General features: G+C 36.9%; 15 protein-coding genes. 10 read left to right on the forward strand and 5 right to left on the reverse strand.

What is annotated here, in order from left to right; all coding sequences use genetic code 11:
* The first annotated feature begins 2 nt into the window (after positions 1–2).
* From PEDSA_RS01655 to PEDSA_RS01695, 9 genes are read left to right on the forward strand one after another with little or no spacing between them, the layout of a single operon-like run.
* A complete protein-coding gene (locus PEDSA_RS01655) occupies positions 3–650 on the forward strand; it encodes a DUF3826 domain-containing protein (RefSeq protein ID WP_013631411.1) in 648 nt (215 codons plus the stop codon).
* Complete coding sequence (locus PEDSA_RS01660; protein WP_013631412.1) at positions 640–1,791, forward strand: sialidase family protein; 1,152 nt, start codon at positions 640–642, stop codon at positions 1,789–1,791. The genes PEDSA_RS01655 and PEDSA_RS01660 overlap by 11 nt, the downstream gene beginning before the upstream one ends.
* A 24-nt stretch (positions 1,792–1,815) precedes the next feature.
* Positions 1,816–2,967: an iron-containing alcohol dehydrogenase gene (locus PEDSA_RS01665; protein ID WP_013631413.1), complete on the forward strand. Its 1,152-nt coding sequence runs from the start codon at positions 1,816–1,818 to the stop codon at positions 2,965–2,967.
* Between the two features lie 3 nt (positions 2,968–2,970).
* Complete coding sequence (locus PEDSA_RS01670) at positions 2,971–3,909, forward strand: dihydrodipicolinate synthase family protein (protein ID WP_013631414.1); 939 nt, start codon at positions 2,971–2,973, stop codon at positions 3,907–3,909.
* Positions 3,902–4,927, forward strand: coding sequence for a 4-hydroxythreonine-4-phosphate dehydrogenase PdxA (gene pdxA, locus PEDSA_RS01675; RefSeq protein ID WP_013631415.1), 1,026 nt, complete (start codon positions 3,902–3,904; stop codon positions 4,925–4,927). Before PEDSA_RS01670 ends, pdxA begins: the two co-directional genes overlap by 8 nt.
* 5 nt (positions 4,928–4,932) lie before the next feature.
* Positions 4,933–6,045 (forward strand): four-carbon acid sugar kinase family protein, encoded by a 1,113-nt coding sequence (locus PEDSA_RS01680; RefSeq protein ID WP_013631416.1) that lies wholly within the window; start codon positions 4,933–4,935, stop codon positions 6,043–6,045.
* 31 nt (positions 6,046–6,076) lie between these two features.
* Positions 6,077–7,648 carry a sodium:solute symporter gene (locus PEDSA_RS01685; protein WP_013631417.1) on the forward strand — a complete coding sequence of 524 codons (1,572 nt, stop codon included), beginning with the start codon at positions 6,077–6,079 and terminating at the stop codon, positions 7,646–7,648.
* Positions 7,648–9,024, forward strand: a complete 1,377-nt coding sequence (locus PEDSA_RS01690) for a glucuronyl esterase domain-containing protein (protein WP_013631418.1) — start codon at positions 7,648–7,650, stop codon at positions 9,022–9,024. The genes PEDSA_RS01685 and PEDSA_RS01690 overlap by 1 nt, the downstream gene beginning before the upstream one ends.
* Positions 9,025–9,082: 58 nt before the next feature.
* A complete protein-coding gene (locus tag PEDSA_RS01695) occupies positions 9,083–9,973 on the forward strand; it encodes a sugar phosphate isomerase/epimerase family protein (RefSeq protein WP_013631419.1) in 891 nt (296 codons plus the stop codon).
* Positions 9,974–9,987: 14 nt separating this feature from the next.
* Here the strand turns inward: PEDSA_RS01695 and PEDSA_RS01700 are convergent, their stop codons facing one another.
* The 4 genes from PEDSA_RS01700 to PEDSA_RS01710 form a co-directional block, all read right to left on the reverse strand.
* Positions 9,988–10,323 carry a type II toxin-antitoxin system RelE/ParE family toxin gene (locus PEDSA_RS01700; protein WP_013631420.1) on the reverse strand — a complete coding sequence of 112 codons (336 nt, stop codon included), beginning with the start codon at positions 10,321–10,323 and terminating at the stop codon, positions 9,988–9,990.
* Entirely contained in the window at positions 10,313–10,519 is a 207-nt protein-coding gene (locus PEDSA_RS01705) for a hypothetical protein (RefSeq protein WP_013631421.1), read from the reverse strand. The genes PEDSA_RS01700 and PEDSA_RS01705 overlap by 11 nt, the downstream gene beginning before the upstream one ends.
* A 223-nt stretch (positions 10,520–10,742) precedes the next feature.
* Complete coding sequence (locus tag PEDSA_RS20555) at positions 10,743–10,877, reverse strand: helix-turn-helix transcriptional regulator (protein WP_218916238.1); 135 nt, start codon at positions 10,875–10,877, stop codon at positions 10,743–10,745.
* Complete coding sequence (locus PEDSA_RS01710; protein WP_013631422.1) at positions 10,841–11,101, reverse strand: type II toxin-antitoxin system RelE/ParE family toxin; 261 nt, start codon at positions 11,099–11,101, stop codon at positions 10,841–10,843. Before PEDSA_RS01710 ends, PEDSA_RS20555 begins: the two co-directional genes overlap by 37 nt.
* A gap of 132 nt (positions 11,102–11,233) precedes the next feature.
* Here PEDSA_RS01710 and PEDSA_RS01715 point away from each other — a divergent pair, with 132 nt between their 5' ends.
* Complete coding sequence (locus PEDSA_RS01715) at positions 11,234–11,812, forward strand: DUF4230 domain-containing protein (protein ID WP_013631423.1); 579 nt, start codon at positions 11,234–11,236, stop codon at positions 11,810–11,812.
* 67 nt (positions 11,813–11,879) lie between these two features.
* On the opposite strand, the gene PEDSA_RS01720 is transcribed toward PEDSA_RS01715, so the two are convergent.
* On the reverse strand, positions 11,880–12,671 hold the full coding sequence (locus PEDSA_RS01720) for an alpha/beta fold hydrolase (protein ID WP_013631424.1): 792 nt from the start codon (positions 12,669–12,671) through the stop codon (positions 11,880–11,882).
* Between the last annotated feature and the right edge of the window lie 19 nt (positions 12,672–12,690).

A 12,690-nucleotide genomic window follows, 5' to 3' on the forward strand; every position in this document is an offset into this window, starting at 1 on the left:
ACATGATGAAAAAGATATTAGTTGTTTTTTTTATGAGTTTTTGGGCAATCAGCTTGAAGGCTCAGGACAATACAAGCGAACAAAAGAAAGCTAACGATTGGGTAGCAGAGTTAAAGCTGGATAATGCGAAAAAAGAAGAGAAAGTGAAAGCTTTAATCTTTAATCATCTTGTTGCTGTTAAAGATTGGCACAACAGCCATCCAGCCAGTACAGTACCGGCAGGAATCAACCCAAGAACAGGAGAGAGACTTAATGAACTGTACCGTTCCATTATCGCAGATTCTGCCATGCCAACAGAGGTTCATCAAACTTTAATGAATGGTTTAAGACAAGAACTGACTCCAGAGCAAGTGATTTTTATACTGGATAAGTATACCGTAGGTAAAGTAGATTTTACCATGAAAGGCTACAAAGCTATTGTTCCTGATTTAACTGCAGAAGAAGAGAAAACCATTAGGACTTACCTGGAGGAAGCCAGGGAAATGGCTATAGATTTTAAGAATATGAAACAAATCTCTGCCATTTTCGAGATATATAAAGACAAATCAGAAGCCTATTTAAATGCAAATGGCAGAAGCTGGAGACAGTTATATAAAGATTATACAAATAAAATAAAAGCAGAAAAAGCGCAGAAATCAAATGAAAAGTAAGGTAGTAATATCCATTATCGTCAGTTTTTTGTTTCTGTCCGGAGCACAGGCGCAAGAGAGGAACGCATTATATAAATGGAGAAAGGGAATCGTTAAGAATGAGTTTATCTATGATAAAGCACCTTTCCCTTCCTGTCATTCGGCAACTATTGCAGAAACACCTACAGGATTGGTTTATGCTTTTTTTGGAGGAACGCATGAAAGGCACCCGGATGTTGAGATTTATGTAAGCCGACAGGAAAATGGAAAATGGTTAACCCCTGTATCAGCCGCAAACGGGATTCAGGAAGATGGAAAGAGGTTACCAACCTGGAATCCGGTTTTATATCAAATTCCGAATGGAGATTTAATGCTTTTTTATAAAGTTGGTCCAAAACCATCAGAGTGGTGGGGAATGCTGAAAAGGTCTAAAGATGGAGGAAAAACATGGTCTGCAGCAGAGAAACTTCCAGAAGGCTATTTAGGTCCGGTGAAAAACAAACCTGTTCTGTTGAGCAATGGAAATCTAATTTGCCCTACAAGTACCGAAGGAAACGGATGGAACATCCATTTCGAAATTACATCTGATTTTGGAAAAACATGGAGAAAAGTAGGGCCTGTGGGAAGAGGAGAAGATAATATCAATGCTATTCAGCCAAGCGTATTGGATCACGGAAACGGAAAATTGCAAATATTGGCAAGAACACGTAACTGGGCAATTGCAGAATCATGGTCTTATGACAACGGTGAAACCTGGACTCCTTTGAAGAAAACCACATTACCAAATAATAATTCGGGAACAGATGCGGTAACTATGAAAAACGGCAAGCATGTTTTGGTTTACAATCATGTTTTGCCTCCAAAAGACAACCCGAAAGGGGCCAGAACGCCTTTAAATGTTGCGGTTTCTAAAGATGGGGTCAATTGGAACGCTGTTCTGATATTAGAGGATTCGCCAATCAGCCAGTATTCTTATCCTGCAGTTATTCAGACAAGCGATGGTTTGCTGCATTTTGCTTATACATGGAGACGTGAAAAAATGAAACATGTGGTTGTTGATCCGAAAAAATTAAAAGCAAGACCGATTAAGAATGGGGTTTGGCCAAGTGTTAAAGGATATACTTTGCCAACATTAGAGACTTATAAGGCAGAAGAAGAGTAGAACGCAAGAGAAATAATATATAAAATGTCGATTAATAGGATTTTAAAAGTTAGTTTCCCTAATAAGCTAGTTTTTGGAAATGGTGTGATGACGCAATTGGCCGAAGAACTTATTCAGCTCAATTGCAAAGAGGTAATATTGTTGACAATTAAGCCTTTGCAGTCGCAATTGGCTGGTTTTATTGACGAGTTACAGAAAAATAACATTGTTGTTATAACAGATACAAGTATCGAGCAGGAGCCAACATTCGCTGATTTCAGAAGAATATTGAGCGAGCTGAAAAACTCAAATGCAGATACAGTAATTGGTATTGGGGGGGGGAGTGTATTGGATGTTGCCAAATTGGTTGCTGCACAGTTAGACAATACGCAAACTTTAGAGGAAATTGTTGGAAATGGCTTATTGAAAGGCAGAAGCAAGCGATTGATCTGTGTGCCGGCAACGTCCGGGACAGGCAGTGAGGTTTCTCCGAATGCTATTTTGGTTGATGATGAAAATCAGAAAAAAGGAATTATCAGCCCTTATCTGGTTCCGGATATGGTTTATGCCGATCCATTGTTGACTTTAAGTTTACCCGCTTCTATTACCGCGGCAACAGGTTTAGATGCATTAACACATTGTTTGGAAGCTTTTACGAATAAGTTTTCGCAACCCTTTATAGATATGTACGCTTTTGAAGGAATGCGTCTCATTGCTGCAAACCTGGAAGAAGCGGTAAAGAATGGTCAAAATAAAGAAGCTAGAAGCGAGGTCGCTTTGGGAAGTATTCTTGGAGGTTTCTGTTTAGGGCCGGTTAATACTGCCGGAGTACATGCTTTGTCCTATCCTTTAGGCAGCATGTTTCATCTACCTCATGGATTGTCCAACGCATTGCTTTTGCCTTACGTTATGGAATTCAACTATACTGCAAATCCAAAAAAATATGCCGAGGTAGCTATTGCTTTGGGATGCAGAAGAGAAAATACAGATGAGGAAACTGCTGTGGCAGGTATCGCTAAAATAAAGCAGTTGATACAAGCATGTGGCATTCCAGCCAGATTAAGGGATTTAAATATCCCACAGGAATCAATTCCACAAATGGCAGAAGACGCCATGAAGATTACGAGATTGTTGGTGAATAATCCAAGAGAAATTACATTATCAGACGCGATATGCATTTTTAACGCTGCCTATTAAAACATGAAAGAGAATCAGAAGAAAAAAGAAACAATTGTTCCTGTGGTAGCCCCTCTGAACAAAGATTTAAGTTTAGACAGAGAAGCTGTAGCAAAGATATTTTCTTATCTATATAGCAATAATGCTATTCCATTTATTTTAGGAACTACAGGTGAATCGGCATCACTATCGAACAATTTTAAGGAAGAATATTTAAGGGTTGGCGTAGAAAACAAACCTGCCGATAAAAAGCTATATGTGGGTGTTTCTTCAAATATTTTAGAAGACTCTGTCTCATTTTCGCATTTAGCATACGATTTGGGAATCGATGCTGTAGCTGCAACATTACCAACTTATTATAAGCTGTCTGATGCTCAAATAGGTAAATATTTTCTGCAGTTGGCAGAAGAAATCCCAAATGATCTGGTAGTGTATAACATTCCCGCAACCACTCATATGTCTATTCCCCTGGAGTTATTGGATGAATTGAGTTATCATCCAAAAATTGTTGGAACTAAAGACTCGGAAAGAAGCGTGGAAAGATTGGATAAATCTTTGGCTTTATGGAAAGACAGGGACGATTTCAAACATTATATGGGTTGGGCAGCGCAATCTGCTTATGCCATGATAAACGGCAGTGACGGTATCATACCAAGTTCGGGGAATTTCGCTCCTGCAATTTATAATGAAATGTGTATCGCTGTAGAGAACGGGGATAATGAATTGGCTTATATTTTACAAAAGCAATCCGATGATTTGGGAGCGTTATATCAGTCAAATAAATCTCTGGGCGAGTCTCTGTGGGGGTTGAAGGTGCTCATGAGAGAATTATCTTTATGTGATTCGCATATGATGCCTCCTTTACATGAATTAGGAAAAACAGAAGAAACTAAGCTGATTGAAGCTTTCCATAATTTAATCAATAAAGAAAACATTAAACTGAATATAGCAAGTCATGTCTAAACCTATTATTGGGATTACGATGGGTGATCCGGCGAGTATTGGCCCAGAAATAGCTTTAAAAGCAGTATTGAATCCACATATTCATGAGATATGTAAACCTATAATTGTTGGTGATACCGAAGTTTTTAGAAATATTGCTCATGTTTTAGGTATTCAGGCAGAAATCAATAGCATTCAACGGGTTGCTGATGCCAAATTTGAATTAGGAATAGTAGATATCTTCGATTTGGAAAATACTGATTTATCAAGGGTGAAATTCGGAGAAATATCTGCAGAAGCAGGAAATGCATCTTTCGAATCGGTAACAAAAGTAATCCATCTGGCATTAAAAGGAGATGTAGATGCTACAGTAACGGGACCCATTAACAAAAAATCTGTTAATGAAGCCGGACATCATTTTGCAGGACATACTGAGATTTATGCACATTATACGAATACAAAAAAATATGCAATGCTTTTGGTAGAGGATAACTTAAAGGTTATTCACGTTTCTACTCATGTATCGTTGCGTCAGGCTTGTGATTTAGTAAAAAAAGACAGAATTTTAGAGGTAATAGAATTGCTTCAGAACGGCTTGATTAGTTTAGGAGAAACAAACCTTAAAATCGGTATTGCAGGGCTAAATCCGCATGCGGGAGATTCGGGCTTGTTTGGCACCGAGGACGATGAGGAAATTTTGCCAGCAGTAGCGGAAGCGAAAGCGAGAGGGTATGATGTCGAGGGACCGGTTCCGGCGGACACTTTATTCTCCAAAGCAGCCACTGGTTATTATGGGGGAATAGTAGCCATGTACCATGATCAGGGGCATATTCCTTTTAAATTAACTGGATTTAAATGGAATGCGGAAAAGAAACAAATGGATAGCGTGAAAGGAGTGAACATCACAATGGGGTTACCAATTATCAGAACCTCGGTAGATCACGGTACGGCATTTGAGATAGCTGGAAAAGGAGTTGCCAGTCCCGACGCTATGATTTTGGCAATAGAATCAGCAGTTCAATTATCAAAAAATAAATAAAGAAAATGGCTTCTATATTAGTAATAGCAGACGATTTAACTGGAGCAGCCGAAATTGGCGGGATTGCTCTTCGTTATAATTTAACGGTAGATATTGTCCACGAATTGGATGCGGGGTTGCAGTCTGATGTTCAGATATTGAATTCAAACACAAGGTCATTAAAAGAGGATGAGATTATTTCTTATTTGAAAAAAATAACAGCAGAGTTAGATAAAAAAGCTTATCCATTTATTTATCTAAAGTTTGATTCGGCGTTAAGAGGTTTTATCAAAAAACAAATTGAATTTTTTAAAGACCAATTGCAGTTTCAAACTGTTCTTTTTTCTCCTGCAAATCCGAGTTTTGGTCGTATCATCGAAAATGGAGTGTATTACATTAATGGTACGCTTATTAATGAAACAAGTTTTTCAGAAGATCCAGAGTTTCCGATTAAAGATCAACATGTATTGTCTATCCTACAGGCACCTAATTGGAAATTGGTACAAGCTCCAAATAACCCGGATGTTACTGAAGGTTGTTTGATAGCAGAAGTATCCACACAGGAACAATTGGATTTATTTGCTCAGGATATTCATTCCGGTTTTTTATTGGCTGGAGGATCTGCTTTTTTCGATGCTATACTTCATCATAAATACAAACAGTTTAAAATAGGCTTCAGGGAGCATGTTGAGCTGAACTATCCCATCCTTTATGTTTGTGGTTCAGCATATGAAGGTAGCTTAGAAAAAATATCAAAAGTAAAACCGGAATATGTGGTTTTCATGGGTAATAAAGAGAATGATGAAAAAGTAAAAGAAGAACTTATAAATAAATTAAAAGAAAGATCAAGAGTCATTTTTGCTGTTTCTCCGGAAACGAAAGGGAATGCTGCAGAAATTAGAAAAAGAATGGCTTTAATAGTAGCGTATGCTTATAACAAAACTGAAATATGCGAGTTAGTGATAGAAGGCGGAGCTACCTCTTTCGAAATTTTAAATGAATTAAATATAAAAGTAATTACCCCAGTTCAGGAAATTGGCTTAGGGCTGATTAAAACGATAGTGGAAGGTAAACAACTTTTTATTACTCTGAAACCGGGGAGTTATCCGTGGAAAAACGAACTATGGGAGTTCAAATAGCTTATAACTTTCAGCAAAGCAAAAATTTATAATGATTAAACCTACTTTAAGCGTTCTGGATTACGGAATTATTATCGCTGTATTATTAATAACCTTATTTTTTGGATTAAAGTACGCTAAAAATCAAAAGACAACAGAAGCCTACTTTTCGGCAAAAGGGAGAGTGCCGTCCTGGGCAATTGGTATGTCTTTATTGGCTACATTAATTAGTAGCGTTACCTTTTTAGGATATCCGGCAGAAGGATATTCACACAACTGGATTTTACTGGTACAAGGATTAATGGTGCCTATAGTGTTACTCGGGACCGTTTGGTTTATAGTACCACTTTATAGAAAAGTAATTGGGTTAAGTACTTATGAGTACTTCGAAAAGCGCTTTGGAAGCTTTGCCCGCTATTATAGTTCTATCGCCTTTGTGTTAAGACAATTTTCGGGTATGGGAACCGTTCTCTACCTTTTAGCAGTAGCATTATCGAGCATGACAAATATCAGTACCTATTGGGTAATTATTGTTGTGGGATTGATTATAGTTACGGTTAACCTGCTCGGAGGAATTGAAGCGGTAATCTGGCTCGATGTATTTCAGGGATTTATGCTGTTCGCCAGTGGCATTTTATGCCTTTTGGTAATTATTTTTTCTGTAAACGGTGGATTGCCGGAAGTTTGGAGAGTTGCAACAGAAAATGGCCGTACTGGATTTGGTCCTTATGATCTGGATTTTACTAGATTGACTTTTGTTGTAATGGCAATTAACGGTGCTTTTTATGCTATCCAGAAATATGGTACGGATCAAACAGTTATTCAGAGATATCTTACTGCTAAATCTGACAAATCTGCTATCAGAGCATCGTTATTAGGCATCTTATTGACAGTTCCGGTTTGGTCGTTGTTTATGTTCATCGGTACAGCTCTTTTCGTTTATTACACACAAAATAGCTTACCGGGAGAAGTAGGTCCAAATAGTGTATTCCCTTATTTTATTATGAGCGAATTGCCGATGGGTGTAGTCGGATTTATTTTAGCAGCTATGGTTTCTGCCGCAATCTGTAGTTTAAGTGCTGATTTGAATTCTTTGGCTGCGGTGGGAATTGAAGATTATTACAAAAAAATAAGACCAAATAGCGTAGACAATGAATATTTGTTGGCCAGCAGGTGGATGGTAGCGATATCCGGAGTAATATCTGTTATTATCGGATTTGTATATGTACACCTGGGAAGTGAAAGTATTTTAGGGATAATTTTTACGCTGTATGCTATTTTCTCCGGGGGGATAGTAGGAATATTTTTGTTAGGTGTTTTCTCTGCAAGAGCTAACAGACAAGGTCTTAATATAGCGATAATTGTTTGTATACTCTTCACGGCTTATGCTTTTCTAACCAGTACTGAAATAGATTTTGGAGGAAAAAGTTTTCTGATTCTGGATTTTGGGCGATTCAACTTCACACATAACAAGTTGATGTTAGGTGTTTATAGTCACCTGATCGTAATAGGAGTAGGATATGTAGCTAGTTTGTTTTTTCCAAAACCGGAGCTCGACCAGAACTTATTATTCAGTGGATGGAAGGCTTCCAGAAAGATACAGAAAGAAAAAGAGACTTTATAATGAATAAAATACTCGCAGCTTTTTTAATATGTTGTGCGGTTGTTCAACATCCATTTGCGCAAACTTCTGATGATCAATATAAAAAATCGTTAAAGGAAGTGATTGGACTTCTGGAAAAACGCTATAACATTAGTATTAAATATAATGAAAATCAGGTTGAGGGAAAATGGTTGAACTATGCTGAGTGGAGATTTAGGTCGGATGTAGATGAAACACTTCGTAATGTGTTGTCCCCATTAGACTTAAAGGTAAATAAGGAAGGAGAAGGCAAATACAAATTAAAAGAATATGAATATTACAGATGGGAGGTAAAGGATGGTTGGGATTATCTGGATAAATTAGCAACCCGTTATCATAATAAAGAATCATGGGAAGCTCGAAAAGCGCAGATTAGGCCGGAGCTATACAAAGCATTAAAATTATCACCTCTTCCGGAAAAGCCAAAATCAAAAATTATTCTTACTCCGAAAAGAGTGTTTGATGGTTATTCGGTAGAGAACTTTGCTTTGGAAATTATGTCAGGCTTATATGTTAACGGTTCAATTTATAAACCGCTGAATTACAAAGGAAAAATCCCGGTAGTATTAAGTCCGGACGGACACTGGGGTGATCATCGCTATAGAAAAGATGCTCAGATTCGTTTTGCAATGACGGCAAAATTAGGTTCAGTTGCGGTAAGCTACGATTTGTTTGCCTGGGGAGAATCTTTATTGCAATTTAAACCTGAAGATCATAGAAGAAGTTTAGCTTTAACAGTTCAAACTTTAGGAGCTATTCGTATTCTGGATTATATATTGGAAGATAAGAATATCGACAAAACACGAGTCGGAATATGCGGAGGATCAGGAGGTGGCAGTCAGGCTGTGTTAATGGCAGCTTTAGATCCAAGAATCAATTTAAGTATTCCGGTAGTTTCTTTATCATCTTATTTTTATGGTGGCTGCCCATGTGAAAGTGGTTTGCCGATACATAATGTTGCCGGTGGAACAAATAATGTGGAGTTAGCAGCAATGGTAGCGCCAAATCCTCAATTGGTAATATCGGATGGAAAAGATTGGACGGCGCATATGCCACAACACGATTTTCCGTATTTGCAGAAAATCTATGGTTTTTACGGTAAAAAAGATAAAGTGAGAAATGTTCATTTACCGGAAGATGGCCATGATTTTGGTTATTCTAAACGTAAACCGGTCTATGATTTCCTGATAGAACATTTCAAATTAAATCCTAAAAGCTTGAAAAATGGAAACGGTAATTATGATGAATCTTCTGTTACTATAGAGAAAATGGATGCTTTATATACTTTCGGACCGAATGGGGAGAAACTTCCTAAAAATGCAATTCGTGGATATGAGAATCTGGAAAAATTATTTTAGGATGATATCGATTTTCTAAACCTATAATTTACAACTTTCGACTTACAACTCATACGCTATGGAGCAAAACAGGAGAGACTTTTTAAAAGTATACGCACTATTTGGTGCGAGTTTGGTTTTACCTGACCATTTAATGGCTTTCGCTGGTACAAATCAACGTTATAAAATAGCGGTTATAGATTTAATGATCCTAAAGCGTCAAAAACTTAGTGCATTTGAACTTACCAAAGAAATAGGAGCGGATGGTTTAGAACTAGATATGGGAGGTCTGGGAAACCGCGACACCTTTGATAGCAAATTGTCTGACTCAGTAACCAGACAAGAGTTTCTTTCCAAAGCAAAAGAATTGAATTTGGAGATTTGTTCTTTAGCCATGACGGGATTTTATGCGCAGTCTTTTGCCACAAGACCAACTTATCAGCAAATGGTAGGCGATTGTCTAACAACCTGTCAGCAAATGGGAGTTAAAGTAGCGTTCTTACCATTAGGAGTTCAGGGAGATTTAGTGAAGAATCCCGAACTTAGACCAGCTATTGTAGAACGCCTGAAAGTTGTAGGGAAAATGGCAAAGAAAGCAGGTGTTGTTGTAGGGATAGAAACCGCGCTTAATGCTACAGAAGAAGTTAAACTGCTGAAAGAAATTGGTTCTAAAAATATTCAGATCTATTTCAACTTTTCTAATCCTTTAAAAGATGGCCGTGATTTAATTAGTGAACTTAAAATTTTAGGTAAAAAGCGCATATGTCAAATCCATTGTACAGATGAAGATGGCGTTTGGCTGGAAAACAACAAGCGTTTAAATATGTACAAAGTAAAAGAAGCGCTGGATAATATGGGCTGGAAAGGCTGGTTGGTTATAGAACGTTCCCGTGATGCGAGCTTATCTCCAAGGGCTGTGAAAGAAAATTTTGGAGCTAATACTACTTTTATGAAGAAGGTTTTTCAGTAATTACAGCTTAGAGGTTAAGGAAAGTCAGTAATAAAAGCAAGCAACTCTTTAAGTTCCTTGTCAGAAATGTTTTCTTGTTCGCTTTTATCGAAAATAGTTAGCAAGAAAACAGTATCGAGAGTTACTTTAAAGCATGTAATTACTCTGGATCCTCCTGACTTCCCCTTTCTTTTGCTGGAAATAGCCATACGAACCTTATAACAATCGTTTCCTAATGAGATTCCTTGATCTGGTTTCGACTTAAGCGACTGCAAGAGTAAAGAGAAATCGGATTTTAATGAAGGATATTTTTTGGCAAGCCTTTTTAGCTCCTTCTCAAATTTTGGAATATACTTTACCTTATAATTCATTTAATAACTCGTCAGCATCGCCAGCTTCTAATTTATTTGACAAAACTAGATTTAATTCATCAACAGCCTCTTTTGTATCTTCAAGGACTTTGGCTTTATATGGAGTAAGTGGTTTTGTTTTTACATAAGGTAAATCATTCAATAAAGCCATTAATGTTTCTACTTTGTTTTCCTTAACCTCTAATACGAATTTCATAACCTTAAATTTTAATACTTCCGGGATTTTATTAACAAAGATACGTAAAACTATAATTCTTTTTTGCTGTCTTATTCTTAAGTAGTGACATTAAAGTACAGCAGCTTTCCAGAAAACCCGGATGGATTTGGTATCTACTTTTTTCCTTGCAATAAATAGGTTGTAATTATCCTGCACCTGTAACCAAAATTCAGGTATTGTGTTACTGAAACCTGTGGCCAGCTTAATAGCCCATCTCGAGAGTAACCGATTGTTTGCCGTTGATGATGGCTGATAATGTTTTTCGGGTAGTACCTAAACCTTTGGCAACTTCCTCTATACTTAATTTATGACCGGTTTCTTCGATGATGCCATCAATAGTTTCCCCGGGTGAGCTGGATTTAACATTGCCATAATGCCTTTATGATAATCAATATAATCTAATTCCTGAGTATTTTCATTTTCGACTTTGAAAATAATTCTGTAATTCTTGTCAATTTTTATAGACAAGAAGTCTTTCAGGTTGCCTTTCAATGGATGTAGACCGTAACCTGGAACATTCAGCTCTTCCGGAGTTTTTGCTGCATCCACACGGGTTAACATTAACCTGATTTTATTTATGTGTTGCGGCTGGAGTTTTGAAGCGTCTAAGTTAATTTTATATCCGGGAAGACCTTAGAATAATAAACATAAACCAAAGTATATTTGTTGTTAAGTTTATCAAAGTATTTAAAAATGAAATTCAGGCCAGCACTATCTCTATCGTTTTTTATTATCCTTTTAGCAGCACTCGCTTTTATGTTTTTCTACTTCAAAAAGCAACTTTTTGAAGTGAAAACAGAAATTACTGAAGACGTAATGATTAGTAAAATAACCAGTATGGGAAAGCTGGAGTTGGTGAAATATTCTATGAAAGACGTTATAGAAAAGAAAGAGATTCGACGTTTTTTACCGGATGAACGCATACTCTTTGTAGCAGTAGGCGAAGTTGTAGGTTGTATTGATTTAACAAAAGTATCTAAAGATGATATCTCTTTTAATAACGATTCACTTACATTGTACCTTCCTCGGCCTGAAATTTGTTATGTAAAAATAGATCATAAAGCGTCTAAGGTTTATGATGTTTCAGGAGTTTGGTTTCCCAGTGATACAAAAAACTTAGTAGAAGGTATCTATAAGATTGCAGAACAAAAGCTGTTAATGAATGCTAAGGAAATGCAGCTAATGCAGAAAACAAAAGAAAATGCCACGCTAATATTCAAGCCCCTGGTAGAAAATTTGTCGAATAAAAAGGTAGGTATTTTGTTTAAATAAAAGCACATTGCTACATAATGTGGTATTTTTGGATGAATAAAAGGGGGAAATATATTAACGCCAATAATTATTTATCCAAAAACCTCTCAATTATAGGCACAATAAAATAGCTGTCTTTATAATCCGGTTTTAAGGTTGTTATTTCTCCTATATATTCTCCATGTCCACCTGGAATAATTGTCAGGTTACAGTCAGGTATTAGTCTGGACATTGCTACAATACGTTCAGGTGTTGCAACATCGTTATCCCCGTTGATTAAAAGTACTGAAGGCTTAATAGATTTTATCTCCTCGTCAGAAAAGTCTTTAAAATTATTCATTCTATCAGCACACTTCTGATACATATTCCTGAGCTTGTTTTCATCTGGGTTCACTTGAAGAAATGCATCTTTATATTCTTGTGGCATCTGATCGAAAGTTCCATTTTTCATAAATTCCCAAAACTGCGGAAACGTCCCGTTACGTTTTAATAAGACTGAACCTGCTATTATTTTATTGCACACTTCCGGATGTCTGATAGCTAGCTGAAGAGCTGTATTTCCTCCATTACTGAATCCGAAAATGTCAGCTTTATTGATGTTTAAGTTCTTTAACAGTGTAAATACATCATCAGCATCCTGTTCAAAAGAAATTGCCGTATTTCTATCGTCTGTTCGTCCATGCGCTTGCAGTTCAACACAAATTAACTGTCTGTTTGATGCTAGTAAAGGAATAATCCTGCCAAATGAAGTCTGTATAGTTGAACCACCGCCATGGATTAAAATAAGAGGCTTTCCTTCGCCATAAATTTCATAATACACCCTTATTCCGTTTACCTCAGAATAGCCACTTTGGAAAGATATAGCATTGTTTGAGTTCATATCACTTGTTTAAGAAGCT

Source organism: Pseudopedobacter saltans DSM 12145 (assembly GCF_000190735.1).
GTDB lineage: Bacteria > Bacteroidota > Bacteroidia > Sphingobacteriales > Sphingobacteriaceae > Pseudopedobacter > Pseudopedobacter saltans.

Coding starts and splice junctions, on each gene's coding strand:
- PEDSA_RS01655 (WP_013631411.1), top strand. CDS start 3: ATGATGAAAAAGATATTAGTTGTTTTTTTTATGAGTTTTTGGGCAATC.
- PEDSA_RS01660 (WP_013631412.1), top strand. CDS start 640: ATGAAAAGTAAGGTAGTAATATCCATTATCGTCAGTTTTTTGTTTCTG.
- PEDSA_RS01665 (WP_013631413.1), top strand. CDS start 1,816: ATGTCGATTAATAGGATTTTAAAAGTTAGTTTCCCTAATAAGCTAGTT.
- PEDSA_RS01670 (WP_013631414.1), top strand. CDS start 2,971: ATGAAAGAGAATCAGAAGAAAAAAGAAACAATTGTTCCTGTGGTAGCC.
- pdxA (WP_013631415.1), top strand. CDS start 3,902: ATGTCTAAACCTATTATTGGGATTACGATGGGTGATCCGGCGAGTATT.
- PEDSA_RS01680 (WP_013631416.1), top strand. CDS start 4,933: ATGGCTTCTATATTAGTAATAGCAGACGATTTAACTGGAGCAGCCGAA.
- PEDSA_RS01685 (WP_013631417.1), top strand. CDS start 6,077: ATGATTAAACCTACTTTAAGCGTTCTGGATTACGGAATTATTATCGCT.
- PEDSA_RS01690 (WP_013631418.1), top strand. CDS start 7,648: ATGAATAAAATACTCGCAGCTTTTTTAATATGTTGTGCGGTTGTTCAA.
- PEDSA_RS01695 (WP_013631419.1), top strand. CDS start 9,083: ATGGAGCAAAACAGGAGAGACTTTTTAAAAGTATACGCACTATTTGGT.
- PEDSA_RS01700 (WP_013631420.1), bottom strand. CDS start 10,323: ATGAATTATAAGGTAAAGTATATTCCAAAATTTGAGAAGGAGCTAAAA.
- PEDSA_RS01705 (WP_013631421.1), bottom strand. CDS start 10,519: ATGAAATTCGTATTAGAGGTTAAGGAAAACAAAGTAGAAACATTAATG.
- PEDSA_RS01710 (WP_013631422.1), bottom strand. CDS start 11,101: ATGTTAACCCGTGTGGATGCAGCAAAAACTCCGGAAGAGCTGAATGTT.
- PEDSA_RS01715 (WP_013631423.1), top strand. CDS start 11,234: ATGAAATTCAGGCCAGCACTATCTCTATCGTTTTTTATTATCCTTTTA.
- PEDSA_RS01720 (WP_013631424.1), bottom strand. CDS start 12,671: ATGAACTCAAACAATGCTATATCTTTCCAAAGTGGCTATTCTGAGGTA.